The organism is Vibrio scophthalmi, assembly GCF_040869025.1.
Classification (GTDB): Bacteria; Pseudomonadota; Gammaproteobacteria; order Enterobacterales; family Vibrionaceae; genus Vibrio; species Vibrio scophthalmi.
On record NZ_CP134271.1, the window covers coordinates 1,956,210 to 1,982,970 of the forward strand.

General features: G+C 46.5%; 20 protein-coding genes. 9 read left to right on the forward strand and 11 right to left on the reverse strand.

Features of this window, described 5'->3' with window-relative positions; all coding sequences use genetic code 11:
• Positions 1–197: 197 nt before the first annotated feature.
• Positions 198–1,628 (forward strand): dihydrolipoyl dehydrogenase, encoded by a 1,431-nt coding sequence (gene lpdA, locus RJD38_RS09000; RefSeq protein WP_005593190.1) that lies wholly within the window; start codon positions 198–200, stop codon positions 1,626–1,628.
• 99 nt (positions 1,629–1,727) lie between these two features.
• Here the strand turns inward: lpdA and RJD38_RS09005 are convergent, their stop codons facing one another.
• A complete protein-coding gene (locus RJD38_RS09005; RefSeq protein WP_005593191.1) occupies positions 1,728–2,342 on the reverse strand; it encodes a LuxR/HapR/OpaR family quorum-sensing transcriptional regulator in 615 nt (204 codons plus the stop codon).
• Between the two features lie 407 nt (positions 2,343–2,749).
• On the opposite strand from RJD38_RS09005, the gene hpt reads away from it, so the two are divergent.
• Positions 2,750–3,280: a hypoxanthine phosphoribosyltransferase gene (gene hpt, locus RJD38_RS09010; RefSeq protein WP_005593192.1), complete on the forward strand. Its 531-nt coding sequence runs from the start codon at positions 2,750–2,752 to the stop codon at positions 3,278–3,280.
• Positions 3,281–3,379: 99 nt separating this feature from the next.
• On the opposite strand, the gene can is transcribed toward hpt, so the two are convergent.
• Entirely contained in the window at positions 3,380–4,048 is a 669-nt protein-coding gene (gene can, locus RJD38_RS09015; protein WP_367971231.1) for a carbonate dehydratase, read from the reverse strand.
• A gap of 245 nt (positions 4,049–4,293) precedes the next feature.
• Here can and RJD38_RS09020 point away from each other — a divergent pair, with 245 nt between their 5' ends.
• From RJD38_RS09020 to RJD38_RS09030, 3 genes are all read left to right on the forward strand, one after another.
• Positions 4,294–5,967, forward strand: coding sequence for a SulP family inorganic anion transporter (locus RJD38_RS09020; protein ID WP_005593194.1), 1,674 nt, complete (start codon positions 4,294–4,296; stop codon positions 5,965–5,967).
• A gap of 200 nt (positions 5,968–6,167) precedes the next feature.
• Positions 6,168–7,091, forward strand: coding sequence for an ABC transporter ATP-binding protein (locus tag RJD38_RS09025; RefSeq protein ID WP_065545701.1), 924 nt, complete (start codon positions 6,168–6,170; stop codon positions 7,089–7,091).
• A 1-nt stretch (position 7,092) separates the two neighbouring features.
• Positions 7,093–7,863 carry an ABC transporter permease gene (locus RJD38_RS09030; protein ID WP_005593196.1) on the forward strand — a complete coding sequence of 257 codons (771 nt, stop codon included), beginning with the start codon at positions 7,093–7,095 and terminating at the stop codon, positions 7,861–7,863.
• 165 nt (positions 7,864–8,028) lie between these two features.
• Here RJD38_RS09030 and panC read toward each other — a convergent pair whose 3' ends face one another.
• The 7 genes from panC to sfsA all read right to left on the reverse strand — a co-directional run bounded on the left by panC (position 8,029) and on the right by sfsA (position 13,967).
• On the reverse strand, positions 8,029–8,931 hold the full coding sequence (gene panC / locus RJD38_RS09035; protein WP_065545700.1) for a pantoate--beta-alanine ligase: 903 nt from the start codon (positions 8,929–8,931) through the stop codon (positions 8,029–8,031).
• Positions 8,932–8,942: 11 nt separating this feature from the next.
• Positions 8,943–9,737 (reverse strand): 3-methyl-2-oxobutanoate hydroxymethyltransferase, encoded by a 795-nt coding sequence (gene panB / locus RJD38_RS09040; RefSeq protein WP_005593198.1) that lies wholly within the window; start codon positions 9,735–9,737, stop codon positions 8,943–8,945.
• Positions 9,738–9,760: 23 nt separating this feature from the next.
• Positions 9,761–10,246, reverse strand: coding sequence for a 2-amino-4-hydroxy-6-hydroxymethyldihydropteridine diphosphokinase (folK, locus tag RJD38_RS09045; protein ID WP_005593199.1), 486 nt, complete (start codon positions 10,244–10,246; stop codon positions 9,761–9,763).
• On the reverse strand, positions 10,243–11,619 hold the full coding sequence (gene pcnB / locus RJD38_RS09050) for a polynucleotide adenylyltransferase PcnB (RefSeq protein ID WP_005593201.1): 1,377 nt from the start codon (positions 11,617–11,619) through the stop codon (positions 10,243–10,245). The genes folK and pcnB overlap by 4 nt, the downstream gene beginning before the upstream one ends.
• Positions 11,620–11,704: 85 nt before the next feature.
• Positions 11,705–12,595, reverse strand: coding sequence for a tRNA glutamyl-Q(34) synthetase GluQRS (gene gluQRS, locus RJD38_RS09055; protein WP_005593203.1), 891 nt, complete (start codon positions 12,593–12,595; stop codon positions 11,705–11,707).
• Between the two features lie 76 nt (positions 12,596–12,671).
• Positions 12,672–13,118, reverse strand: coding sequence for an RNA polymerase-binding protein DksA (gene dksA / locus RJD38_RS09060; protein WP_005593204.1), 447 nt, complete (start codon positions 13,116–13,118; stop codon positions 12,672–12,674).
• 129 nt (positions 13,119–13,247) lie between these two features.
• Positions 13,248–13,967 (reverse strand): DNA/RNA nuclease SfsA, encoded by a 720-nt coding sequence (sfsA, locus tag RJD38_RS09065; RefSeq protein WP_005593205.1) that lies wholly within the window; start codon positions 13,965–13,967, stop codon positions 13,248–13,250.
• Positions 13,968–14,028: 61 nt separating this feature from the next.
• On the opposite strand from sfsA, the gene hrpB reads away from it, so the two are divergent.
• From hrpB to acnB, 4 genes are all read left to right on the forward strand, one after another.
• Positions 14,029–16,515 (forward strand): ATP-dependent helicase HrpB, encoded by a 2,487-nt coding sequence (gene hrpB, locus RJD38_RS09070; protein WP_065545996.1) that lies wholly within the window; start codon positions 14,029–14,031, stop codon positions 16,513–16,515.
• A 27-nt stretch (positions 16,516–16,542) separates the two neighbouring features.
• Positions 16,543–18,909 (forward strand): penicillin-binding protein 1B, encoded by a 2,367-nt coding sequence (mrcB, locus tag RJD38_RS09075; RefSeq protein ID WP_065545699.1) that lies wholly within the window; start codon positions 16,543–16,545, stop codon positions 18,907–18,909.
• A gap of 82 nt (positions 18,910–18,991) precedes the next feature.
• Entirely contained in the window at positions 18,992–21,274 is a 2,283-nt protein-coding gene (locus RJD38_RS09080; RefSeq protein ID WP_406852374.1) for a patatin-like phospholipase family protein, read from the forward strand.
• A gap of 278 nt (positions 21,275–21,552) precedes the next feature.
• On the forward strand, positions 21,553–24,141 hold the full coding sequence (acnB, locus tag RJD38_RS09085) for a bifunctional aconitate hydratase 2/2-methylisocitrate dehydratase (protein WP_065545698.1): 2,589 nt from the start codon (positions 21,553–21,555) through the stop codon (positions 24,139–24,141).
• A gap of 96 nt (positions 24,142–24,237) precedes the next feature.
• Here the strand turns inward: acnB and RJD38_RS09090 are convergent, their stop codons facing one another.
• On the reverse strand, positions 24,238–25,371 hold the full coding sequence (locus tag RJD38_RS09090; RefSeq protein WP_065545697.1) for a glycerate kinase: 1,134 nt from the start codon (positions 25,369–25,371) through the stop codon (positions 24,238–24,240).
• A 19-nt stretch (positions 25,372–25,390) separates the two neighbouring features.
• Positions 25,391–26,656 carry a GntP family permease gene (locus RJD38_RS09095; protein WP_006713859.1) on the reverse strand — a complete coding sequence of 422 codons (1,266 nt, stop codon included), beginning with the start codon at positions 26,654–26,656 and terminating at the stop codon, positions 25,391–25,393.
• Positions 26,657–26,761 lie beyond the last annotated feature (105 nt).

A 26,761-nucleotide genomic window follows, 5' to 3' on the forward strand; every position in this document is an offset into this window, starting at 1 on the left:
ATTGTCATGGCTACACGCATAGAGAGAGTCGAATTGTTGTCTAGCTCACAGGCTAAATTGAATTACTTTTCACATCGTTAACATCTCTGTAAACTATTGACGGTCTGAAAAAGCTGTTTAAAACAATAAAAAACGTTTGAAACAATAATCTCAATACCCATTCAGCCTGTTAGGGATAATGACTACAAGAGGTCAAAATGAGCAAAGAAATTAAAGCCCAAGTTGTTGTACTTGGTTCTGGTCCTGCTGGTTACTCTGCTGCCTTCCGTTGTGCAGACCTAGGTCTTGAAACTGTGCTAGTTGAGCGTTACAGCACTCTTGGTGGTGTCTGCCTTAACGTAGGTTGTATCCCATCAAAAGCACTACTGCACGTATCGAAAGTTATCGAAGAAGCAAAAGCACTTTCTGAGCACGGCATCGTATTTGGCGAACCGCAAACTGACATCAACAAGATCCGTTTGTGGAAAGAAAAAGTAGTAACCCAACTGACTGGCGGTCTTAGCGGTATGGCTAAGATGCGTGACGTAACGGTTGTAAACGGCTACGGTAAATTCACCGGTCCTAACTCAATCCTTGTCGAAGGCGAAGGCGAGTCAACAGTAGTTAACTTTGACAACGCTATCGTGGCGGCCGGTTCTCGTCCGATCAAACTGCCGTTCATTCCGCATGAAGACCCACGTATTTGGGATTCAACCGATGCACTTGAGCTGAAAGAAGTGCCTGAGAAACTGCTTATCATGGGTGGTGGTATCATCGGTCTCGAGATGGGTACGGTTTACCACTCACTGGGTTCTAAAGTTGACGTGGTTGAAATGTTTGACCAAGTTATCCCAGCAGCAGACAAAGACATCGTTAAAGTCTTCACTAAACGCATTGAGAAGAAATTCAACTTGATGCTAGAAACAAAAGTAACAGCTGTTGAAGCGAAAGAAGATGGTATCTACGTTTCAATGGAAGGCAAAAAAGCGCCAGCAGAAGCTGAGCGTTACGATGCCGTTCTTGTTGCTATCGGTCGTGTACCAAACGGTCTTCTTATCGATGGCGCGAAAGCGGGTATCGAAATTGATGAGCGCGGCTTTATCAACGTTGATAAGCAAATGCGTACTAACGTACCGCACATCTTTGCTATCGGTGATATCGTTGGCCAACCAATGCTGGCGCACAAAGGTGTGCATGAAGGTCACGTAGCGGCAGAAGTTATTTCTGGTAAGAAGCACTACTTCGATCCTAAAGTAATTCCTTCAATTGCTTACACTGAGCCAGAAGTTGCATGGGTTGGTAAAACTGAGAAAGAAGCAAAAGCGGAAGGTATCAAGTACGAAGTGGCGACATTCCCATGGGCAGCATCAGGTCGTGCAATCGCCTCTGACTGTGCAGACGGTATGACTAAGCTAATCTTCGACAAAGAGACTCACCGCGTCATTGGTGGTGCTATCGTTGGTACTAACGGTGGTGAACTACTCGGTGAAATTGGCCTTGCAATCGAGATGGGTTGTGACGCTGAAGACATCGCACTGACTATCCACGCTCACCCAACTCTACACGAGTCAGTGGGTCTAGCGGCGGAAGTGTTTGAAGGTTCAATTACTGACCTGCCAAACAAAAAAGCAGTGAAAAAGAAAAAGTAATTCTTAACTGATAAATAGAAACCGCAGCCTAGGCTGCGGTTTTTTTTGCGTTGAATCTTTTCATTGCTCTTCGGTGATGAGTTTCACCTGTGAGAGGAATTACGCTTCTTCTTTATAAATACACAACATGTTTAGATAGCTGTCCGCTAGTTTCAACATCGCTTGTTCATCGGTGTGGCGGTTAGCTTGCACAAACAGTGAATAACAAATGCCGTGGAATAGCGTTGCAAGATCAGCAGGATCATGATCGTTACACACTTCGCCGCGCTCCATCGCTTTGATAAACATGTTTTGCACTAATAACTGGTTAGTTCGGTTGGTGCTAACAAACAGTGGCCAGACTTCATCACGGGTTGACGCGCTCCACTCAAACCACACTTTAAGCCAATGACAATCTTCAGCGATGAGATTAACCATCTCTGATGTCAAATTCGCGAGGTTCTGTTTGGCGTGTAAATCTAGGTCGATATTGTCTGAAAGAAAATTAGAGAACTGACGTACCACATAGTTCAATACATCATCGACTAAGTCTTCACGTGTTGGGAAGTAGTTGAATACCGTTGCGACCGATACTTGTGCAATTTCCGCAATATCGGCATGACCACCACGACCAATCCCACGGCGCGCAAATACATCCAGAGAAATATCCATCAGCTGTTGCTTACGTTTTTTGGGCGAGAGTCGGGTGCGGGGTCTTTTTGCTATAGAGTCCATATTAATTTAAATCCTTGCCAAATGAGTTGATTACATCCATGCACATCATCATTCTTAGGTTCTCTTATTCAATTTGAGCGATATCAATGGAATAAGAGTACTGCTGACCCCGGAAAATAAGGCGCATCTTAGTAAATGGGCTTTGCCCTAATTAGTATTTTATTAATTGTATATCGCGCTTATGAGTGTAATGGTGCATATGGTTAGGGTCAACATTTTCAGTACACTTAATAATCAATTTTGTTAGTAACGTGCGAAAGGTCATACTGTTTTTCGCTCGTTTCAGAGAATTGTAGTCGCTTGAGGTTTATTCTCTTTCTGTGCTGGTGTTAAACTACGCGCTTGCAAACGCCCAACGGTGTCTGAGCTACTATTATTAGACGCTAAAAATGACAAGCGAGAGTGGTATGAAACATACAATAGAAGTAATGATTTCTGAGCAGGAAGTTCAGGAACGTGTGCGTGAATTAGGTAAACAGATCACGGCTCATTATCAAGGCAGTGAAGATCTTGTCTTGGTTGGTCTACTACGTGGTTCTTTTGTCTTTATGGCTGACCTTGCACGTGCTATCGAACTTACTCACCAAGTTGATTTCATGACTGCGTCTAGCTATGGCAACACCATGGAAAGCTCGCGCGACGTACGCATCCTTAAAGACCTTGATGATGACATCAAAGGCAAAGACGTGCTGCTGGTTGAAGACATTATCGATACGGGTAACACGCTGAACAAAGTTCGCGAAATCCTTTCGCTACGTGAGCCAAAGTCGATTGAAATCTGTACCTTGCTAGATAAGCCTTCTCGTCGCGAAGTCGATGTACCAGTACAGTGGATTGGTTTTGAAATTCCAGATGAATTCGTTGTTGGTGTGGGTATCGATTACGCCCAAAAATACCGTCACCTACCATACATCGGTAAAGTGGTTCCTCAAGAATAAGCCAATGGCTTAATAATGCTTGAGTGGAAAGATTAAAAAAGCCCATCACGGTAACGTGGTGGGCTTTTTGCTATGTATTCATCTGTATAAGCTGAGCGATTAGCGACACAGCAGTTTGAAATCAGGGTTAAGTATCGCTTCCAATGAAGAGAGGTAAGAAGCTTCTACTGATTCTTTCGAGTTGGAGCGATTACCGAGATACTGCAAACGCCCATCATCAATGCCATAAACCACACCGTGAATTTCAACTTCTTGACCGCGTTCCCAAGCATTCTGAATGATGGTTGAGTTGCCTAAGTTATACACTTGCTCTGCTACGTTGATCTCACCCAGTTTATCGGCTTTATCTGCTTCAGACATTTGGTCAAGGTAAGCGCGGTGTTTGATATAGATATCACGGATGTGCAACAACCAGTTATTGATCAGACCCAATTGCGGATTATCAATCGCTGCATTGACACCACCACAGCCATAGTGACCACAGATAATGATGTGTTTGATTTTCAACACATCCACTGCGTACTGCACCACAGATAGGCAGTTAAGATCAGTATGCACTACGAGGTTTGCTACATTACGGTGTACAAACAACTCGCCAGAAAATAATCCGGTTAAACGTTCTGCTGGTACGCGGCTGTCAGAACAACCAATCCAGAGAAAGTCAGGCTTTTGCCCTTCCGCAAGTCGGGTAAAATATTCAGGTCGTTCTGATTTGATTTCTTCAGACCATTTCGAGTTATTGTCGAACAACTGTTTCATTTTCGGCATTGTCGTTACTTATATCCCTAAAGTTTCTGCTCAACAATATACACAATGTTACAAAGCCATTCTCTAAAAAAATGCATGAAAATGCACTCATCTGACGTGTTGCTGTAGTCAAAATCATAAACTTAGTCATTTTTATGCCAAATTTATCAGTTGTTATAGGTGTGTGATGTAATTAACACTGTCGTATCGCTAGTAACGTTTGGTAATATAAATCGGTTTGGCTGTTTACTATTGCAGGGAGCGATATGTTGTTTGGAGATCGTTTTAAAGAGATCAATTTGAAGGGAGATTTGTTTGGTGGTGTGACGACCGCTATCATCTCTTTGCCATTGGCGCTGGCATTTGGTGTTGCCTCCGGAGCCGGGGCTGAAGCTGGCTTGTGGGGCGCGATCATGGTTGGTTTGTTTGCGGCACTGTTTGGTGGCTCATCAACGCTGATCTCAGAACCAACAGGTCCAATGACAGTGATCATGACTGCGGTATTGACCAGCATGATGGCTAAGTACCCAGAGACGGGTATGGCGATGACGTTTACCGTAGTGATGATGGCCGGTGCTTTTCAAGTATTACTCGGTACGTTAAAGCTGGGAAAATACGTCACTTTGATGCCATATAGCGTGATTTCCGGATTTATGTCGGGGATTGGCGTTATTCTTATTATTTTGCAACTCTCGCCGTTATTAGGCCACGCAGCGCCCTCTGGCGGGGTGATGGGCACTTTGTCTGCATTGCCCGATACATTGGCTAACGTGAAATTTGGTGAACTGTTTTTGGGCGCGCTAACGCTCGGAATTTTATTTTTCTTTCCATCGAAATACCGCAAATACGTGCCTGCCCAATTAGTCGCATTAGTTGCGGTGACGTTACTCTCGGTTATTTTGTTTGATAACGATGCGATTCGCCGCATTGGTGAAATCCCTGCCGGGTTGCCTTCGTTAGTCGTGCCGCACATTAATACAGAAATGTTTACCACCATGGTGATTGATGCCTTGGTGCTGGGAACATTGGGCTGTATTGATACTTTATTGACGGCGGTTATCGGTGATTCATTAACTCGAAAAGAGCATGACTCTGATAAAGAGCTGCGTGGTCAAGGCCTTGCGAATATGCTCTCTGGCTTGTTTGGCGCATTGCCAGGGGCAGGTGCCACCATGGGCACGGTGACCAATATTCAAGTTGGAGCACGCTCGCCACTTTCTGGGGTGATTCGTGCATTGATGCTGGCATTGGTGGTCCTTGTCGCGGGGGGCTTAACCGAGCCGATTCCAATGGCGGTGCTGGCCGGTATTGCGGTCTATGTTGGTTTTAACATCCTTGATTGGAGTTTTATTCAACGAGCACACAAAGTGAGTGTGCAGGGTATGGCGATCATGTACGGCGTGATGCTACTGACGGTGTTTGTTGATTTGATTGCTGCGGTGGGATTGGGGGTTTTCATTTCCAATATTATCATCATTGAACGCTTGAGCCGTGAGCAGGCGCGCCAAGTTAAAGCCATCAGTGATGCTGATGAAGACGATGTACCACTGACGGAAAGTGAACGTGGCTTACTTGACCAAGCAAATGGCAAGGTACTGTTTTTCTATCTGTCAGGGCCGATGATTTTTAGTGTCTCGAAAGCGATTTCTCGTCAGCACAGCAGTATTGATGAATATGAAGCGATGATTCTTGATCTGACCGATGTGCCGATGATTGATGTCACCGTTGGTCTGGCATTGGAAAATGCGATTAACGATGCGCTTGATGCTCATTGTGCGGTGTATTTACTCTGTCCGAATAAACAGATTTGGCAGCAATTAGAGAAATTCCACATTCTCGATTTAGTGCCGGGGCAAAACATATACTCGTTCCGTTACGAAGCGCTACGTGCTGCGATTAAACATGTTGAAACGGATGAACATCAGATGATTACCGTTTAATTTGACCAATAGATTAGTGATTTAATTGAGGCCGTAAGAGAGATCTTACGGTCTTTTTATTTATCGCTAGGCTAAATGTTTCGAACTTATTCGAAAGGTTTATTTGTAATCATCGTTATTCGACGATAAACTGATTTGAAATTGATAGTCGCTAACCGCTTTGTCATCGAAAAGCGGTTGGTCACAACAAGCGAGCGATTATGTACGCATTAGAAATAGATCAGCTAAGAAAGACTTATGCTGGCGGATTTGAAGCATTGAAAGGTGTTAGCCTGAATGTGGAAAAAGGGGATTTTTACGCTTTACTCGGGCCAAACGGCGCGGGTAAATCAACCACGATTGGGGTTATTTCCTCGTTGGTAAATAAGAGTTCAGGCAAGGTTAAAATTTTTGGCTTTGATATCGATAGCGATCTTGAACGAGCAAAGCAGAATCTTGGTTTGGTACCGCAAGAATTTAACTTTAATCCGTTTGAAACGGTTGAACAAATCGTAATGCAGCAAGCGGGTTACTATGGCGTTGCCAAGTCGCTTGCTAAGCAACGCGCTGAAAAATATCTGACCAAGTTAGACTTGTGGGACAAGCGCAAAGAGCGCGCGCGTAACCTTTCTGGTGGTATGAAGCGTCGTTTGATGATCGCGCGTGCCTTGATGCATGAGCCACAACTTCTGATCCTTGATGAACCAACCGCAGGGGTGGATATTGAATTGCGCCGCTCAATGTGGGAATTCCTCAAAGAGATCAATTCAGAGCAAGGTATTACGATTATTTTGACCACACACTATCTTGAAGAGGCAGAAATGCTGTGCCGTAACATCGGTATTATCAATCGTGGTGAGTTGATTGAAAACACCTCGATGAAGGCGTTGCTCTCTAAACTGGATGTGGAAACGTTTATTCTTGATGTTGATACGGAGCAAACTCTTCCAGAGTTAGAAGGGGTCATTTCTCAACATGAAATCAATGGCTCGCTTGAAATTGAAATTGCCAAGAATAAAGGTCTTAACCATGTGTTTGCTCAGTTGAGTGAGCAAGGTGTTCAGGTGATGTCGATGCGCAATAAAGCCAATCGATTGGAAGAGCTGTTTGTCAGCATTGTTCAGCAACAAAGCCGAGGCGAATAATATGTATCAACTTTACTGGACGGCTTTTTGTAGCTTATTGACTAAAGAAATCAATCGTTTTACGCGAATTTGGGTTCAAACTCTTGTTCCACCTGCGATCACGATGACGCTCTATTTTATTATTTTTGGTAACTTAATCGGTTCACGCATTGGCGAAATGAACGGTTTTAGCTATATGGAATATATCGTACCGGGTTTGATCATGATGTCGGTGATCACCAACTCATATTCCAATGTTGCATCGTCGTTCTTCAGCTCTAAGTTCCAACGCAATATTGAAGAGCTATTGGTTGCACCAGTACCAAACTACGTCATCATTCTTGGCTTTGTCATGGGCGGCGTGGTGCGGGGCTTGCTGGTGGGGACAATCGTGACGTTTGTGTCGCTGTTTTTTGTTGACCTACAAGTGGATCATTGGGGCATTATCATTGCTACCGTCTTTTTGACTTCAGTGGTTTTTTCTTTGGGTGGCTTGATCAATGCGGTCTATGCGCGCACGTTTGATGATATCTCAATCATCCCAACCTTCGTACTGACACCTCTAACCTATTTGGGTGGCGTGTTTTACTCGATCAGTTTGTTGCCTGAGTTTTGGCAGGGCATTTCGAAGATTAACCCAATCGTCTATATGGTCAATGCGTTCCGCTACGGCTTTTTGGGTGTTTCCGATGTTGGCATTGTCACTTCATTTGGTGTGCTGGGAGTGTTTGTTGTCGTGTTGTACGCGATTGCTCATTACCTAGTGACTAAAGGCATTGGCTTACGTTCGTAGGGTGTGAAGAAGCGAGAGGGTAGAGCGCTTCGCTAGAGAAGTAAGGTGGTTAGTTACGAGATGTTTTTAGATTCTCAAAGCTTTGCTGTTTCTAATTGAACATTTATAAAAAAGGTTGGCATGTGCCAACCTTTTTTGTTTTATGCCTGTCGCTAGCGGTTGAGTCTAACTCTCTGGAGAGTTCTCTTCGCTAGTATCAGCCTCTTCTTTCGCTTCAGTCGCCATCTCAACCGTTTGGTTATCAATTAGGCGAGCTTTACCTAGGAAAGCTGACATCAGAATCACTGCTTGAGTGGTTTCTGCTGTGATGGTTTGTAGTGTGCGAGCATCACGAATGAAGATTTCATCCGGTTGTAAGCCGGCAGCGCGTAGTTGGTCGCTGGCATCTTCAATCACTGAGGCGTAATCATCACGGCCACCGCGCATCGCACTACTGATCCAACGCATAGTACGAGCTAAAACAGGGGCACGTTGACGTTCGTCGAGCGTGAGCAGGCCGTTGCGTGAACTCATGGCTAAGCCATCCATTTCACGTACGGTTGGAACACCGATGATTTCGATATCCATCGCCAAGTCTTCCACCATCTTGCGGATGATCGCCAGTTGTTGGAAATCTTTCTCACCAAAACAAGCTACGTCTGGTTGAACGATGTTGAAAAGCTTCGTCACGATGGTCGATACGCCACGGAAGTGACCAGGACGAGACGCACCTTCAAGCATGGTTGACAGTACTGGTACATCAACCGATGTTTGGCTTTCTAAACCTTCAGGGTAGATGGTTTCAGGTGTTGGGGTAAAAACCAACTCGACACCTTCGCCATTGAGCTTGTTTAAGTCGTCTTCTAGAGTGCGAGGATAATTATTAAGGTCATCTGCGCGCTCAAATTGCATTGGGTTGACGAAGATACTCACTACCACGATATCAGCGTATTCACGTGCTTTACGAACCAGCGTGAGGTGACCTTCGTGAAGGTTGCCCATGGTTGGGACAAAAGCGACTTTGCGACCGTCACGCTTATACTGTTTGATCTGCTCGCGTAGAGCTGAAATGTCAGCAAATGTTTGCATGATGATATCCTCTAGGCAATCGTATGAGCTTCATCTGGGAATGCGGCACTGGCTACATCATCGATGTATTTAGTAACGGCTTTGCGCATATCGCCAGTTTCAGCTAGGAAGTTTTTCGAGAATTTAGGCATGTAGTTCGCTGCAATGCCGAACATGTCATGCATCACAAGGATCTGACCATCTGTCACGTTGCCTGCACCAATACCAATCACAGGAACATCGAGCACTTCGGTAATGCGTGCTGCTAGTTCTTGCGGTACACATTCAAGCAACACAATTTGTGCGCCTGCTTCTTGCAGAGCAAGAGCGTCACGTACCATACGGTCAGCTTTTTCTTGCTCACGACCTTGAACTTTGAAACCACCGAAAATGTTGACCGATTGAGGGGTTAAACCTAGGTGAGCACACACAGGTACAGCGCGCTCAGTCAGCATTTTTACGGTATCAACTAACCAATCACCACCTTCAAGCTTGACCATGTTGGCACCAGCACGCATCAGCTGGCCTGCGCTTTCACAAGCTTGCTCAGGCGTTGCGTAACTCATGAATGGCATATCAGCCATAAGTAAGCAATTTGGGCTGCCAGCACGCACACAGCGCGTGTGGTAAGCAATATCTTCTACCGTGACAGGTAATGTGCTTGATTGGCCTTGTAGCACCATACCGAGCGAATCACCGACCAGCAGGACAGGCATTTCTTGTTGCTCGAATAGTTGAGCAAAGCTTGCGTCATACGCTGTAGAAGAGGCAAATTTACGACCTTCTTGTTTCCACTTAATAAGATCGTTGATGGTAATTTTTTTCATTAATTATCCTTAATAGGAGCTGGCTATGAGTGCCAAATTCTGAGTCCATTGCGGTCAACTTTTTGTAGCAGTTGTGCAAGCTCAGTCCCGTCAGGGAGCGTTAAATTAGGGGCGATTTCAGCAAGCGGATAGAGCACAAACTCTCTATCACGCATTCCATAATGTGGAACGGTTAATCGCTCGGAATCGATTTCCTCATTGCCATAAAGAATAATGTCGAGATCTAAGGTTCTTGGTCCCCAGCGCTCTTCTTTACGGACACGCCCTTGTTCTTGTTCAATTGCTTGGGTGCAATCGAGCAGTTCAATTGGCGTTAATTCGGTTTGAATAGCCACGACCGCATTGATGTAATCAGGTTGATTTTGTGGCCCCATTGGCGTGCTACTATAGAGCATTGAGGCCTGAACAAACTCTGATCTAGGCAGCTGTTTTAGCGCCTCAATCGCGACATTCGCTTGTGCAACAGGATCAGCCATATTACTGCCGACAGCAATATAGGCGGTGATCATGATGCGTTGCTGCTTTTACGCGTATTACGTCGATTGCGGTTGTTGCTCTTACGGCGACGTTGGCCGCTTTTCGCCGCTGGCTCGCTGTCTAATTCTGCGGCCATTTCTTGGCGAATATTACGACCGGCATTTTGGAAAGTGTTCCACCATTTTGCCAGTTTTTCGGTTTCGCCACCTTCGATTTCAGCGCGCATTTCTAAGAAATCGTAACCTGCACGGAACTTGTTGAGCTCCATTAAACGGAAAGCGCGTTTACCGTTGCGACGAGGCAAGCGTAATTGCAGTTGCCAAATTTCGCGAATGGTTGCGGTATGACGGCGAGGAATCGCGATGGTGCGCACTTGCTCATCAAGGATGATGTTACTTGCTTCCATCATGGCATCGTAATCACACAGTTTACGAGTTTCCATTAGCTCTTTTGCTTTCGCTTGCAGTGGGTACCACAGCATGGCCGCAAACATAAATGCAGGGTTAATGCGTTTACCTTCTTCAACTCGTTGGTCGGTTGAATCTAAAACGAGATCAAGCATCTGTTCCGCTGGTGAATCGTACTCTTCAGTGAAGAATTCCGATACCGTTGGGAATAGCGGTTGGAAGAGGTTGTATTCACGCATTAAATGGTACGTCTCAAGGCCGTAGCCAGTTTGTAGCATTTTAAGCGACTCTTCGTACAAACGCGCTGAAGGGATCTCTTTTAACAGGTGCGCTAACTCTTCGATTGGCGCTGCGGTATCTTCTTCGATATCAAAATCAAGTTTTACGGCAAAGCGGATCGCGCGCAACATACGTACCGGATCTTCACGGTAACGCGTTTCTGGATCACCGATTAGGCGGACCAGTTTGTCTTCGAGGTCTTCATTGCCGCGAGCGTAATCGTGAATGGCAAAGTTACCAATGTTGTAATACATCGCATTGATAGTGAAATCACGACGCTCTGCATCTTCATCAATGGTGCCATAGACGTTATCGCGTAACAGCATGCCTTCTTTTGATTGCATTGCGACATTTTTGCTTGGCTCTTGGTGGTGACCACGGAAAGTTGCGACTTCGATAATATCGCGGCCAAACATAATGTGCGCTAAGCGGAAACGGCGGCCAATTAGGCGGCAGTTTTTAAACAAATGGCGAATCTGCTCTGGCGTCGCATTGGTCGCGATATCAAAATCTTTTGGCGAGTGACCTAATAATAAGTCGCGTACGCCGCCGCCAACAAGAAATGCATCAAAGCCTGCACCATGAAGTCGGTATAGCACCTTCAGTGCATTGTCACTGATTTGCTTGCGCGAAATATTGTGCTCTTCTCGAGTAATAATATTTAGAGCGAGCTCCGGAAAGCTAGTTAGCTCGCTTGGTGTATAGTCGTTTTTATTCATGTGCTTTTGACAAAATCGGTCATTAAACCGCTTCTGTTTCCATTAAATTCTGGCGCCCAAGGGCGAATTTGCGGCTAATAATAGCTTAACAAGGCCGATTTGAGAATCTCGGCGTGATCTCTGTTGTATTAGGTAGCTGCTTAGTATGCCAATTTTGTACGCCCCAATGGATGATTTCTGCTAAGGAAGCGTTTGCTAAATCTTTTTCTAAATCAAAGCCTAAAAAGTGCATTGCTTCTAATAATGCGGGCTTAGGATTGAGATTGTCTACCGCAGGAGCATGATTTTGTTTTGATAATTTTTGACCATTCTCACCCAATGCTAAAGGCAGGTGAAGATAGCTAACAGGGGTTTTGCCTAACATTTTATAGAGACTGATTTGACGTCCAGTCGGTTCAATCAAGTCTGCCCCTCGCACCACTTGAGTGATCCCTTGGTCAATATCATCCAATACTACCGCAAGGTTGTAAGCAAATAAGCCATCACGACGCTTTATAATAAAATCTTCATCAGCCAGAGTGGTCGGAATCGTCAGCAGACCATGCTTTTGGTCGACGAAATCGTACACAGGTTTTGTCATGCGTAGGCGAATCGCACAAGGTGTTGTGGCAGAGAGTTTCAGATCGCGGCAGGTGCCTAAGTAAAACCCACCTGCTTGTTTGATCTCTTTTCGACTGCATTGGCAATAGTAAGCCTGACCACTCGCGAGCCATTGCTCGATTTGATCTTGGTAGAGCTGATGACGTTGGCTTTGGTAAACCACTTCACCATCCCAATGCAGTTGATAAGCCTCTAATGTGCGCAAAATGAGATCTGACGCGCCCACCATTTCTCTGGGTGGGTCAATATCTTCAATTCTGACTAACCACTGGCCTTGATGGGCTTTGGCTTGAAAATAACTGCCCAGAGCGGCCACTAAAGAGCCAAAGTGAAGCGGGCCAGAAGGGGAGGGAGCGAAGCGACCGATGTAACTCATAATGAAACCGAACAAAGAAGTGAAGAAACCAAAAAGGGAGCATATCTGCTCCCTTTTCACTTAATGGCTGGCAAGATTAACCTTGCATCTGCTTTTCTTTCATCTCTGCAAGTGTTTTACAGTCGATACAAAGATCTGCAGTTGGACGAGCTTCTAAACGACGCACGCCAATTTCAACGCCACAAGATTCGCAGAAACCAAAATCGTCTTCTTCGATTTTAGTTAATGTTTTTTCGATTTTCTTGATCAAGCGACGCTCACGATCACGGTTGCGTAGCTCTAGGCTAAACTCTTCTTCTTGCGAAGCACGGTCAACTGGATCTGGGAAGTTCGCCGCTTCATCCTGCATGTGGTGAACAGTACGATCAACTTCCTGTCTTAGCTGGTTGCGCCAAGCTTGTAAAATTTGGTTAAAGTGAGCCATTTGCTCAGGTGACATGTACTCTTCACCTGGCTTTTCTTGATAAGGTTCAACGCCTGCAATGGCTAGGATGCCTATCGCTTTTTTCTTTAATTCTGACATGCAGTATCTCCTAACACCTAGTCAACTGCTTGAGCAGTTAATTTAAGGCGGGTATCTATAGCAAAAAGAACTTTAGGAGGCAAACACTGTTGCGTAAAGTTATTGTCATTGTGAAGACGGCATCATTTTTTAGCAGTGATAGTTAAATTCCACAGCGTTAATGAGCTTTATCTCACTTTCTGAAAGCTGCGCCTTATAGCACAACACTTCCACTCCTTGTTCGATCGCAATTTTGAGTAATTGTGAATAGTTGGCGTCTATATGGTGTGCGGGAGATACTTTTTCAATCCCCGAATGTAAAACAATAAATAAAAGTACAGATCGCTTCCCATTTTTCGCCATTTCCGCCAGCTCACGCAGGTGTTTCTGCCCTCGAGTTGTCACTGCGTCGGGAAAAAATCCTTGTCCTTGGCTCTCTTCCGCCAATAGTGTCACGCTTTTCACTTCTATATAGCATGTTGCTTTTTGCGGATCACTGAGCAAGATATCAATCCGGCTATTTTCTTGACCATATTTCACTTCAGTTTGAAGTTGCTCGTAATCGAGTAACTCGGTGATGACACCTTGTTGAATTCCTTCTACGGCTAACTGATTCGCACGTGCCGTATTAATACAGATACGGTGACCAGTGGCAGTTTGGCTCAACTCCCAGCTATTGGGATATTTTCGTTTTGGGTTGTCTGAGGTCGAAAACCAGACTTTGTCACCGGGTGTCGCACACCCCGTCATGGCTCCGGTATTGGCGCAATGAATGGTGCGTTCACTGCCGTCATCAAACTGAATGTCGGCTAAGAAGCGTTTATAACGCTTTAATAGCGTAGCGGACTCTAGTGGAGGGAGGAACTTCATTTTGGTCTGGTTACGTTTCTTCTATACAATGTGGCTTCCATTACATCATAAGGCCTATCCATTGTCACAACTGCCGATTGAAGGCGTGATGCCAGAGCTTCTCTCTGGTGTTCGCGATTGTAACCAACTCATCCTTAAAGCCGCCCCTGGTGCAGGTAAGTCGACTTTTTTCCCTTTACAGCTACTGCAACAGCAAGCGGTGAGCGGGAAAATTATCATGCTCGAACCTCGTCGTTTAGCCGCGCGTAATATCGCTCGCTATCTGGCACAACAACTCGGTGAAACGGTAGGGCAGCGTGTCGGGTACCGTGTTCGTGGTGAGAATAAGGTGAGTCAAGCGACGCAGTTGGAGATTGTGACTGAAGGGATCATGACGCGGATGATTCAAAGTGATCCTGAACTCAATGGTGTCGATTTAATTATTTTTGATGAATTTCATGAGCGTAGTATCCATGCTGATATGGGCTTAGCCCTGTGTTTAGAAATCCAAGAGGCGCTGCGTGATGACCTAAAGTTGGTGGTGATGTCAGCAACACTCGACCAACAAGCGTTAGCGCGTTTAATGCCACAATCTCGTTATGTGCAATCGCAAGGCCGTAGCTATCCTGTTGAATTTCGTTACGCGCCACTTAAAGCGAATGAACGCTTTGTTGATGTAATGGTAAGAAACATCCATAGCCTGATGAATAGCGAATCGGGCTCCCTGCTGGCTTTTCTTCCTGGGGTTAGTGCAATTCAGCAATTACAGCAGCAGTTGCAGTCATCCAGTTTGCTGCCAAGTGATGTTGATATTTGCCCTTTATATGGTCAATTGAGCTTCGAACAGCAGCAAGCGGCTATTCATCCAGCACCTACGGGACGGCGTAAAGTGGTGCTAGCGACCAATATTGCTGAAACATCACTGACGATTGAAGGCATTCGCATGGTGGTCGATTCTGGTTTAGAGCGCATTGCCAAATATGACTTAAAAACTGGTATTACTAAGCTTGAGCAAGTGCGTATTGCCCAATCGTCAGCTGAACAGCGCGCAGGCCGTGCAGGCCGTACAGAGGCGGGCATCTGTTTACGTCTGTACAGCGAAGGACAATTAGCGCAGCAACCTGCTGTACCTGCGGCTGAGATCCTGCATAGTGACCTCTCTTCATTAGCGATGGAACTGGCGCAATGGGGTTGCCTTGATGCGGGTGAGTTGAATTGGTTGGATCTGCCGCCTAATAGCGCAATGGCACAAGCGCGTAGTTTACTCTCTTCGCTTGGTTTAGTGGATGACAAACACCAATTAACGCCAATGGGGCAAAGTGCGCAAAAGCTGGGTTTAGAACCGCGTATCGCGGCGATGTTGGTGCAGGCGACGCAATTGGATCATGGTAGACCAAACCATTGGCCAACGACCGCTTTAGCGGTTGCGGCATTGCTCGAAGAGCCAGAACGCAATGTTGTGGATTTTGCTCATTCAGTGCAGCGTTTTAAAGCGCGCAAACACACCAAGCAACGTATCGTTGAAGCGCGAGCGCAGAGTCTTGCGCGCAAGTTAGGGCTGAGTTTTTCTCTTGCTGAGGTTGAGGAAATGCAAGTCGCGCTGGTGCTAGCGTTGGCGTTTCCCGATCGCGTGGCACAGAGCCGTAGTAAACAAGGTGGTCGTTATCTCTTGGCGAATGGCCACGGTGCACAATTGCGTGACGATGAACCGCTTGCGGCGAGTGATTACCTGATTGCGATTGATTTGATGCGCAGCCACGGCGATGCGGCAATGATTTATTCCGCGATCGATCTTGATCTCCATGCGTTGCAAAATGCCTTGCCAGAAAAATTTATCCAGCAACAAATTGCGGATTGGGATGATAAGCGCGGCAAGTTAGTAGCTGAAGAGCGCACTCAATGGGGCGATTTAATTGTTGATAGCCGCGAAATGGCACAACCATCCGCGGACAAAATGAGTGAGGCGCTGCTCAATTATGTCCGCCGCCAAGGGTTACAATGCTTAAACTGGACGGACTCGGCGAGTGATCTATTAGCAAGGCTGCGTTGTGGTTGTGAATGGTTACCTGAGCAAGCATGGCCAGCATTAAGTGATGACGCATTGCTCAATGACCTTGAGCAGTGGTTGTCCCCGTATTTGGTTGGTGTGCGCTCTGCTAAAGCGCTGAGCCAAGTTAATCTTAATGAAGCTTTATTGGCTTATTTAGGTTGGCCACTCAACCAAGAAATCGAGCAGTGGTTGCCGATCGACTATGTCTTGCCGACTGGCAGTAAAAAGAAGATCCGTTATCAGGTCGGCCATGAGCCAATTTTGTCTGTTAGGATGCAAGAAGTATTTGGTGAACAAAGTTCGCCAACGGTGGCGCAAGGCCGCAAAACAGTGGTGTTAGAACTTCTTTCTCCAGCACAACGGCCATTACAATTGACCAGTAATCTTGCAAGTTTTTGGTCAGGAGCGTACCAAGAAGTTAAAAAAGAGATGAAAGGTCGTTATCCTAAGCACGTTTGGCCTGACGATCCTGCTAATCACGTCGCTACGACCAAAACCAAACGACACTTTAATCAGTAGCCTATTCGATGAATATGACCAATAAACATGACCGATAAAAATAAAACGCCGCGCAAACCGGCAGCAAAATCCGCAGCGAAACCAAAGGCGAAGCGTGCCAAAGCCGCACCCAAGAAGAAAAAGGCAGCAACCAATAAAACGTGGCTAAAAACCTTATGGGGTATGACATGGAAGCTCGCATTGGTTGGCTTTGCCATTTTGTTTTTTGTCGGTATTTATCTCGATAGCTTAGTTAAGCAGAAATTCGAAGGGCAGCTGTTTGAACTACCAACGGTGGTTTATGCGCGTATTTTGAATTTAGCGCCTGGCGATCAAATCAGTTTAAAAGAAGTGCGCAATGAGCTGGATGTATTGAACTACCGTAAGGTCAGCCAGCCTAAGTATCCGGGCGAATACTCCTCTTCTTCGACTAAGATTGAGTTGATGCGCCGCCCATTTGAATTTACCGATGGGCCAGAGCCTGATCGTCATGTGATGCTGCATTTCGATGCTTCAGGTTTAACGCGCATTCAATCGTTGGAAAAGCCGGGTGATCTTGGTTATTTGCGTATCGAGCCGAAGATGCTGGGTATGCTAGAAAAAAATCGAGATGAACAACGTTTATTCCTACGTCGTGAGCAATTTCCAGAAGTGATGGTCGATGCGCTATTGGTGACCGAAGATCGCGACTTCTATCAACATGATGGTGTTTCACCGTTGGCGATTGCCCGTGCTTTGGTGGCGAACATAAAAGCGGGTCGCACGGTACAAGGGGGCAGTACCCTAACTCAACAGTTGGCTAAAAACCTATTTTTAACCAGTGATCGCACCTTGTGGCGTAAGATCCGCGAAGCGTATATCGCGGTGATCTTAGATTATCGTTATGACAAAGATCGTATCCTTGAAGCGTACCTTAATGAAGTGTATCTCGGTCAAAGTGGCGGTGAAGCCATTCACGGTTTTGGTTTGGCTGCGCGTCTTTACTTTGGTCAGCCAATCCAAGAGTTACGCATTGATCAGCTAGCACTGTTGGTCGGCATGGTTAAAGGACCGTCTTACTACAACCCAGTGCGCTTTCCTGAGCGAGCGAAAACCCGCCGTGACTTGGTGCTGCGCTTGATGATGCAACAAGGTTACCTGACGGCGAGTGAATTTGATCATGCCGCCAGTCGTCCGTTGGATATTCAAGACAATGTGCGCATTGCTAGTCGCCAACCGGCTTATTTTCAGCAACTGCAAATTGAGCTAAAAGAGAAAGTGGGTGCAGCGTTTGAAGCCGATAAGGGCTTGAAAGTGTTTACCTCACTTGATCCGGTTTCCCAGCATGAACTCGAAACGGCGATTAAAACCAAGATCCCACAACTTGCTAAAGTGGCGGGTAAAGATCTGGAAGGTGCGGCAATTGCCGTTGACCGTCATAGTGGCGAGATACGTGCAATGGTGGGAGGAAAGCGCACCGGTTATGATGGCTTTAACCGTGCACTCAACGCCAGCCGTCAAATTGGTTCACTGGCGAAACCTGCCGTTTATCTAACCGCGTTACAGCAACCGGAGAAATACAGCCTAGCTAGCACGCTAAATGATAAACCGCTGAGCTTAAAAGGCTCGAAAGGCAAGGTGTGGTCGCCACGTAACTACGATCGTAAATTCCGTGGTGATGTGCCGTTGTATATTGCATTAGCAAAATCACTGAATGTTCCTACGGTGCAGTTAGGTATGCAATTGGGCATTCCGAACGTGGTGGATACGTTTGAAAAATTGGGCATTAATCGCGATGAGATTCGCCCGGTACCATCGATGTTTTTGGGTTCCTTTACTCTGACACCATTTCAAGTGGCGCAGATGTATCAAACGCTGACCAATTCAGGCAAACAAGCCAAGCTTTCCGCCTTGCGCTCTGTGGTCGATATGGACGGAGATGTATTGTATCAATCACTGCCAATTGCCAAGCAAACCGTAGATCAAAATGCCGCTTGGTTGACGACTTATGCTATGAAGCGTGGTGTGGCTGAAGGAACGGGGCGTTTTCTCAATACTCAGTTTGCTTGGGCGGCACTGGCAGGAAAAACCGGTACCAGTAATGACACCAAAGACAGTTGGTTTGTCGGCGTTGATGGCCGCGAGGTGACCACCATTTGGCTCGGCCGTGATGATAACAAATCGACCAAACTCACTGGTTCAAGTGGCGCGTTACGCGTTTACGCGGAGTATTTGCAACATCGTATTCCGACGCAGTTAACCTTACCGTGGCCAAAAGATATCTCAACCGTCGGTTTTACGAAAACCAGCCGTGGAGATCTGCAGCTTGATTGTGAGAATGCCTTTAAATTACCAGTTTGGGATAACAAAGGTCAGTGGAAAAAAGAGTGTAGTAATCAACCCGCACAATGGCTGAAAAATATTTTCAGCTGGTAACGATTTGCTTATATTGTTCAGTGAGCCGTCTTTAAGCGGCAAGCTGAACGATCAGCCGTTCGATGAGAAAGGGACATCATTTGTGAAAACGTTTCGCCTATTATTGGTCATGCTACCTTGGATGATCGCATCTTCAGCGATTGCCGCGGAGCAAGAAGAAAGTACTCCTCGCACGAAAGTCGCCGTCGTACTCGCTGGTGGTGGAGCAAAAGGTGCCGCGCACATTGGGGTGTTAAAGGCGCTCGAAGAAATGCGTGTACCTGTCGATATGGTGACCGGTACCAGTATGGGGGCATTTGTCGGTGGCTTGTATGCAACGGGCATGAGCGCCGATGAAATCGAAAGCTTTCTTACCACGATAGATTGGAATAATGGCTATCGCGATAGAGTTGATCGTAGTCAGCGTCGGGTTCGTGATAAAGAATATGAAGACCGCTATCAATTGACCACCGATATTGGTTTTGGCTGGGGGGAGTTAAAAGGCACTCGCGGCGTGGTGCAAGGGCAAGGGATGCTGCGTATCTTGCGTGAAACCACCGGTAACCTACCGAAATTTAAATCATTTAATGAGCTAGCTATTCCTTACCGTTCGGTCGCAACCGACATTATTGAACTTGAACCAGTGGTCATTGATCAGGGCTATTTGGTTGATGCGATGATGGCGAGCATGTCAGTTCCTGGCGCATTACCCCCATATCGTCTTGACGATCACCTGCTGGTGGATGGTGGCGTGACTAATAACATGCCGGTTGATGTCGCTCGTGATCTCGGTGCTGACGTGGTGATTGCGGTCGATATCAGCACCGATTACAAGCAAGAAGAAGACTTTACCGATCTATTTACCGTCGCTGATCAACTCTCCAATTATTTGGTGCGCAGTAGCACCTCTCGTCAAGCTGCTACCCTTCATGATTCGGATTTGTTGTTGCAACCGAATGTCGGTGATATGGAAACTACCGAATTTGAACGCATGCCAGAGGCGTACCAAGAAGGTTATCAAATCACCATGGCGCAGCGAGATAAATTGTCTGCTTTGGCGCTGACCGCTGCGGAATACCAAGCCTATATCGACCACAAACAGGCGGTACGTAAACAACTGCGCTACGGTGATGAAATTGAAATCAGTGATGTGGTGATCAACAACCATACCCACTACAGTGACGAACTGCTGGAAAATCGTTTAGATATCGATACTGGCCGCCAAGTCACCACGCAAGAGCTTGAGCAAAGCGTGCAGGATTTATATGCGCTTGATCGTTTTGAATTGATCAGTTATCGCTATGATCAAATCGATCAACAAGATGTGCTGGTGGTCGATGTAAATGAGAAGTCATGGGGCCCGAATTACATGAACTTCCGTTTTTTCCTTGAGGATGATTTCTCAACCGATAGCCAATATTCGATTGGTATTTCGACCAACTTTACCGATATTAACCAAAACGGTGCTGAACTGCGTACTAACTTGGAGATGGGGACTGATAAGACCATCGAGGCCGAGCTTTACAGCCCCTTCTTCTCTCAGCAAAAAGTGTTTACTACGCTCGGTGTTCGTTATAACAAACAGAAACGTAATGCGCCATTAAGTGGTTTTGATGATACCAGTTTAGAATCAACGCAAGATTTCCTACCGGTCACTTACACCGAGTGGGTTGGTGAACTGGCATTAGGTTACCAAGAAACGTTGTGGCGTGAGTTTAAAATCGGCTTGCGATACACCGATGGAGATGGTGCCTTTGCGTCATTGCCTTCGATTGGCGATGTCCAATTTCAGCGGACGGGTGTGTTTGCCAACTACCGTATTGATACGTTAGATAACTTTAGCTTGCCGACTCGAGGTGTCTATTTCGATATCAATTACCTTATTTCCCACGACGAAGGCCAAGGAAATGTCTCTTTAGCGGCGGAAGAAAAAGATACCTCCTATGAATTTGGCGCCCAATTGATCGCGGCGACCAGTTTTTCTCGCCATACTTTGGTCGCAAATCTCGATACTGGCTTTGTACAGAGTAAAAACTCGGCGGTTCCGGTTGATCCCAAAGAGATTGGCGGCTTCTTAAACCTCTCGGGTATTCCTCGTAATAGCCTTATTGGCCAAAACAAAGTCTTTAGTAGTTTAGTCTATCGCTATCGTTGGTTTGATAATGATTTCGGTTTATTTACCGCACCATTTTATTTAGGTGCATCAGTGGAGTATGGCGGAGTTTGGTCCGATCCTGACATTGGTATTGAAGATGCGCCACTATACACAGCCGGCTCTATTTTTGCCGGTATTGACTCTCCTATTGGACCAATAATGCTGGCGTATGGTCGCACAGAACACAATTTCGATTCGGTTTATTTAATAATAGGAACGTCTTTTAAATAGCTGAGTTAAGATAAACATCACTCTGTTTTCAGAGTGATGATGCGGGACGGTTGGATGATTATTCATAGAACTTTAGTCTTAAGTTGCTATGTTGGTCAAAATGGCAAGATTTTAATTTAACGTTAAATTTGCTATCATGCCGCCCACAGTTTGGCCTCTCTGGCGCTGTTTATCAGTCATAAAAAGAATGACAAATATGGCAATGGAGAGCCAAGTTTCCAAGGATGTTCACTCCCCACCGAAAATAGGCGGAGGAACCGCAATGAGAGGAAAAAGTCGTGCTTGAAGCCTACCGTAAACACGTCGAAGAGCGTGCTGCTGAAGGAGTTGTACCAAAACCTTTAGACGCAGAACAAGTTGCTGGACTCATCGAACTTGTTAAAAATCCCCCACAAGGTGAAGAAGCCTTCATTCTTGATCTGCTTGAGAACCGCATTCCACCAGGTGTTGATGAAGCGGCTTACGTAAAAGCCGGATTCTTAACCGCTGTAGCAAAAGGCGAAGTGGCATCACCACTGGTGAGCCGTGAGAAAGCCGCGCAACTGCTAGGTACCATGCAAGGTGGTTACAACATCGAGTCATTGATTGAGTTGCTGGATGATGCTGAGTTGGCACCGATTGCGGTCACCGCGTTATCGCATACTCTATTGATGTTTGATTCATTCTACGATGTGGAAGAAAAAGCCAAAGCGGGCAACGCGCACGCACAGCAAGTGCTGCAATCTTGGGCGGATGCTGAATGGTTTACTTCGAAAAATAAAGTCGCAGAAAAAATCACGGTTAAAGTATTTAAAGTCACTGGTGAAACCAATACCGATGACTTGTCTCCAGCACCAGATGCATGGTCGCGTCCTGATATTCCTGTTCATGCTAAAGCGATGCTTAAGATGGAGCGTGAAGGCATCAATCCAGATGATGCGGGTAACGTAGGTCCAATTACTCAAATTGAAGAATTGCAAAAAGATGGCATTCCACTGGCTTATGTCGGGGATGTTGTTGGTACGGGGTCTTCACGTAAATCAGCCACCAACTCTGTACTTTGGTTTATGGGCGACGATATCCCTTATGTACCAAACAAACGTACTGGTGGTATCTGTTTAGGCGGAAAAATTGCCCCTATCTTCTACAACACCATGGAAGATTCAGGCGCTTTGCCAATTGAATTGAATGTACAAGATATGAATATGGGCGATGTTATCGACATCTACCCATATGAAGGTGTGGTTTGCAAAAACGGCGCTGAGATTTCAAGTTTCAAACTGAGCAGTGTATTGCTTGATGAAGTCCGTGCGGGTGGTCGTATTCCTCTTATCATCGGTCGTGGTTTAACCAGCCGTGCTCGCGCTTCTCTTGGTCTAGAAGAGACCGAACTGTTTGCGAAACCGATTGATCCTAATGCTTCTGATAAAGGCTATACGCTGGCACAGAAAATGGTCGGTAAAGCGTGTGGTGTCGAAGGTGTTCGTGCTGGTCAATACTGTGAGCCGAAGATGACGACAGTTGGTTCGCAAGATACCACCGGCCCAATGACGCGTGATGAATTGAAAGATTTGGCGTGTCTTGGCTTCTCGGCTGACTTGGTGATGCAGTCTTTCTGTCATACCTCGGCTTACCCGAAACCAGTTGATGTGAATACGCACCATACGCTGCCTGATTTCATTATGAACCGCGGCGGTGTATCACTGCGTCCGGGTGATGGTGTTATCCACTCATGGCTCAACCGTATGTTGTTGCCTGATACTGTTGGTACTGGCGGTGATTCACATACGCGCTTCCCATTGGGTATTTCATTCCCAGCAGGTTCTGGCTTAGTGGCCTTTGCTGCGGCAACGGGTGTGATGCCACTGGATATGCCAGAGTCAATTTTGGTGCGCTTTAAAGGTGAAATGAAGCCAGGTATCACGCTACGTGATTTGGTACATGCCATCCCTTACTACGGTATTCAGCAAGGTCTTTTGACGGTAGAAAAAGCCGGTAAGATCAACGAATTTTCAGGCCGTGTACTGGAAATTGAAGGGGTTGAGCATCTTAGCGTTGAGCAAGCATTCGAATTGTCTGATGCTTCGGCTGAGCGTTCTGCTGCGGGCTGTACCGTGAAGCTTTCTCAAGCGTCGATTGAAGAATACCTAAACTCGAATATCACCATGTTGAAGTGGATGATTGCAGAAGGCTATGGCGATCGCCGTACTATCGAGCGTCGTATTACGGCGATGCAAGAGTGGCTAGCAAACCCTGAGTTGATGGAAGCGGATGCGGATGCAGAATACGCACACGTGATTGAAATTGATTTGGCTGAGATTGATCAACCTATTCTTTGTGCGCCAAACGATCCTGATGATGCTCGTCTGTTATCGGATGTACAAGGTACACAGATCGATGAAGTCTTTATTGGTTCTTGTATGACCAACATCGGTCACTTCCGCGCAGCAGGTAAGCTGCTTGAGAAGTTTAATGGTCAACTCGATACGCGTTTGTGGGTCGCTCCACCAACGAAGATGGATAAGGATCAGCTAACCGAAGAAGGTTACTACGGCATCTTTGGCCGCGCTGGGGTGCGTATTGAAACTCCGGGCTGTTCACTATGTATGGGTAACCAAGCTCGCGTAGCAGATAAAGCGACAGTGATGTCGACTTCGACGCGTAACTTCCCGAACCGTTTAGGAACTGGCGCGAACGTTTATCTTGCTTCAGCAGAACTGGCTGCAGTTGGTGCAATTCTAGGTAAGATTCCAACGATGGAAGAGTATCTAGAGTACGCTAAGCAAATTGATGCAACGGCTGCGGATACTTACCGTTACTTGAACTTCCATAAAATGGCAGAGTACACCAAGAAAGCGGATGAAGTGATCTTCCAAGAGCCTGCGTAAACGCTGATGCTTTCCCTATCGAACTCGTGTGTTTGATAGAAAATAAAAAACCGCAGATTGATAGTCTGCGGTTTTTTTGTTTTCGATTGGGTGAATCTAGATTTTTAGCGCGAACATTGCTGCGACATTACGTGCCGTTAATTCAATGTTCTCAGCCGCTTCAGCCATCGCGGTTGGTAAATCGACTGAACGGTTCACCACCGCAAATACTGCATCAATACCGTGCTCATGCACGACACCGCAGTCTTGGGTTAAACAGCCTGAAATACCGATCACTGGGACTGAATGTTTTTTCGCTGCGCGCGCGACACCAATTGGTGTTTTACCGTGAATGGTTTGGCTATCAATACGACCTTCTCCAGTAATCACCAAATCGGCATCAGCCACCACATCTGTTAGGTTTACCGCGTCCATCACAATCTCGATGCCCGGGCGAAGTTCTGCGTTAAGCAAGCCCATCAGTGCTGCACCTAAACCACCTGCCGCGCCAGCGCCTGGACGGTTTAGAACATCGTGACCCAATTGCTGTTTGATTACTTCTGAATAATGAGCAAGGTTGCTATCAAGTTGTGCCACCATTTCTGGTGTTGCGCCTTTTTGTGGGCCGAATACTTGCGATGCACCTTTAGGGCCACACAGTGGGTTGTCCACATCACACGCCACTTCTAAACGCACTTGTGCAAGACGAGGATCAAGGCCGCTCATGTCGATGGTGTGCAGTTTTTCCAGCTCGCCACCGCCAAAACCCAGCGATTGGCCTGCTTCATCCAGTAGACGAATGCCCAGAGCTTGCGCCATTCCGAGGCCGCCATCGTTGGTTGCGCTGCCACCAATGCCAACGATGATGTGTTCAACACCTTTATCAAGCACCGCTTGGATCAACTCGCCGGTACCAAGGGTTGTGGTCAGCATAGGGTTACGCTTTGCTGGCTCAACCAAATGTAGGCCAGATGCTGCTGCCATTTCGATGATTGCCGTTTTGCCATCACCCATTAAACCGTAGAAACCGTTGACTTGCTCGCCGAGTGGGCCAGTCACAGCGTGCTCTATGATGTCACCACCGGTAGCATCCACCAAGGATTGCACCGTGCCTTCACCACCATCTGCCATTGGTAGTTTGATGTATTCAGCGTTTGGCAGAACTTGTTTAAAGCCGTGTTCAATCGCAATCGCGACGTCCATCGCACTAAGACTTTCTTTGTATGAATCTGGAGCAATAACAATTTTCATAGTAATAACCTTAAACGCCTTAAACAAATAAACCAAACACACCGAACATCATAGTAGAGACAAATGCGATCATTAGACCGACTGCTGACTCATAAGGGATGAGCTTAAGACGCTCGCGAATATCCATGTGTACTGCACCGCCAGTGGCATGGAAGAAGCTACCATGAGGCATGTGGTCAAATACGGTTGCACCAGAGTGAATCATGGCTGCGCCAGCCAGTGCAGGTACGCCAAGTTCTAGGATTGTGCCACTAAATACGCTTGCAGCGACTGCTGTACCGGCTGTAGTAGAAGCGGTTGCTAGTGACATCATCGCACCTGAAATTGGCGCGAGTAGGTAAGAAGGTAAACCTGATGCGGTTAGGATCTCAATTAATCCGCCTTTTAGGCCAGAGTTCGCAATGATACCGGCCAGAGTACCTGTACCTAGCAGCATTACAGCCACTGGTGCCATACGGCTTAGGCCAGAGACAGCGAAGCGGTTGGTATCATGGAAGCGACCCATTACCACCGCGCCAAGGAAGCCCCCAAGCGGTAGAGCAATCAGAGGATCGATGTTGATGCCTGCGATAGGGCGTAGCGCAAGTAGTGCGATTGCCACAAGTGGCGCAACAATCGCAGCGCCAAAGCTTGGTAGTTTGCTTAGGTCAACGGAAACCACTTCGCTTTCATGCACCATGCTGCCTTTGTTAGTCAGGCGCTTTGCAATCATGTAAGCCACGATTAAACCAAACAAACCTGGGATCACGCCCGCGGCCATTACTGAGGTCAGTGGTACGTTAAACGCGTCTGCTGCTGCGATCGCATTTGGGTTTGGTGACATCACGTTACCGGCTTTACCGCCGCCGACCATTGCCAGCAAAATTGCGGCTTTAGAGATATTGGCACGTTGCGCGATAGCCAGAGCGATAGGAGAAACGGTGATCACCGCAACGTCAACGAATACGCCAACAGCAGTAAGAATAAGAGTCGCTAGAGCAAGAGCAAGTAGGGCACGAGTTTCGCCTACTTTTTTTACAATCGTTTCAGCAATCGAGGTAGCAGCGCCAGATTCAATCAGCACGCCAGCCAGTACACCTGCGGCCAAAATACGCAGCACTGCAGTAACAATGCCTTGTGCGCCGCCAATCATCAGTGAAACGGTATCAGTCAGTGATACACCACCAATGACACCACCAACCAGTGCGCCAATGATCATGCCGTAAGCGGGTGGAACTTTGCGTAGGATAAGCGCGATTGCCACAATCAGTGCAGCTAGGGCGCCTAGGGTAGAGACTTCAACCATGGTTGTTTCCATCTAAGTTATAAGAGTTATTTTTTGCTGACTATAGAGAGGCGCAGGCTCATCGTCTTTAGAGTGGTTAACAAATATTCCAGTGTTTAGGTTGTA

Excerpts from the sequence above, each read along its gene's own strand:
- RJD38_RS09005 (WP_005593191.1), bottom strand. The coding sequence starts at position 2,342 with ATGGACTCTATAGCAAAAAGACCCCGCACCCGACTCTCGCCCAAAAAA.
- gluQRS (WP_005593203.1), bottom strand. The coding sequence starts at position 12,595 with ATGAGTTACATCGGTCGCTTCGCTCCCTCCCCTTCTGGCCCGCTTCAC.
- RJD38_RS09020 (WP_005593194.1), top strand. The coding sequence starts at position 4,294 with ATGTTGTTTGGAGATCGTTTTAAAGAGATCAATTTGAAGGGAGATTTG.
- pcnB (WP_005593201.1), bottom strand. The coding sequence starts at position 11,619 with ATGAATAAAAACGACTATACACCAAGCGAGCTAACTAGCTTTCCGGAG.
- RJD38_RS09090 (WP_065545697.1), bottom strand. The coding sequence starts at position 25,371 with ATGAAAATTGTTATTGCTCCAGATTCATACAAAGAAAGTCTTAGTGCG.
- RJD38_RS09030 (WP_005593196.1), top strand. The coding sequence starts at position 7,093 with ATGTATCAACTTTACTGGACGGCTTTTTGTAGCTTATTGACTAAAGAA.
- panB (WP_005593198.1), bottom strand. The coding sequence starts at position 9,737 with ATGAAAAAAATTACCATCAACGATCTTATTAAGTGGAAACAAGAAGGT.
- RJD38_RS09095 (WP_006713859.1), bottom strand. The coding sequence starts at position 26,656 with ATGGTTGAAGTCTCTACCCTAGGCGCCCTAGCTGCACTGATTGTGGCA.
- folK (WP_005593199.1), bottom strand. The coding sequence starts at position 10,246 with ATGATCACCGCCTATATTGCTGTCGGCAGTAATATGGCTGATCCTGTT.
- dksA (WP_005593204.1), bottom strand. The coding sequence starts at position 13,118 with ATGTCAGAATTAAAGAAAAAAGCGATAGGCATCCTAGCCATTGCAGGC.
- panC (WP_065545700.1), bottom strand. The coding sequence starts at position 8,931 with ATGCAAACATTTGCTGACATTTCAGCTCTACGCGAGCAGATCAAACAG.
- hpt (WP_005593192.1), top strand. The coding sequence starts at position 2,750 with ATGAAACATACAATAGAAGTAATGATTTCTGAGCAGGAAGTTCAGGAA.
- lpdA (WP_005593190.1), top strand. The coding sequence starts at position 198 with ATGAGCAAAGAAATTAAAGCCCAAGTTGTTGTACTTGGTTCTGGTCCT.
- can (WP_367971231.1), bottom strand. The coding sequence starts at position 4,048 with ATGCCGAAAATGAAACAGTTGTTCGACAATAACTCGAAATGGTCTGAA.
- mrcB (WP_065545699.1), top strand. The coding sequence starts at position 16,543 with ATGACCGATAAAAATAAAACGCCGCGCAAACCGGCAGCAAAATCCGCA.
- sfsA (WP_005593205.1), bottom strand. The coding sequence starts at position 13,967 with ATGAAGTTCCTCCCTCCACTAGAGTCCGCTACGCTATTAAAGCGTTAT.
- RJD38_RS09025 (WP_065545701.1), top strand. The coding sequence starts at position 6,168 with ATGTACGCATTAGAAATAGATCAGCTAAGAAAGACTTATGCTGGCGGA.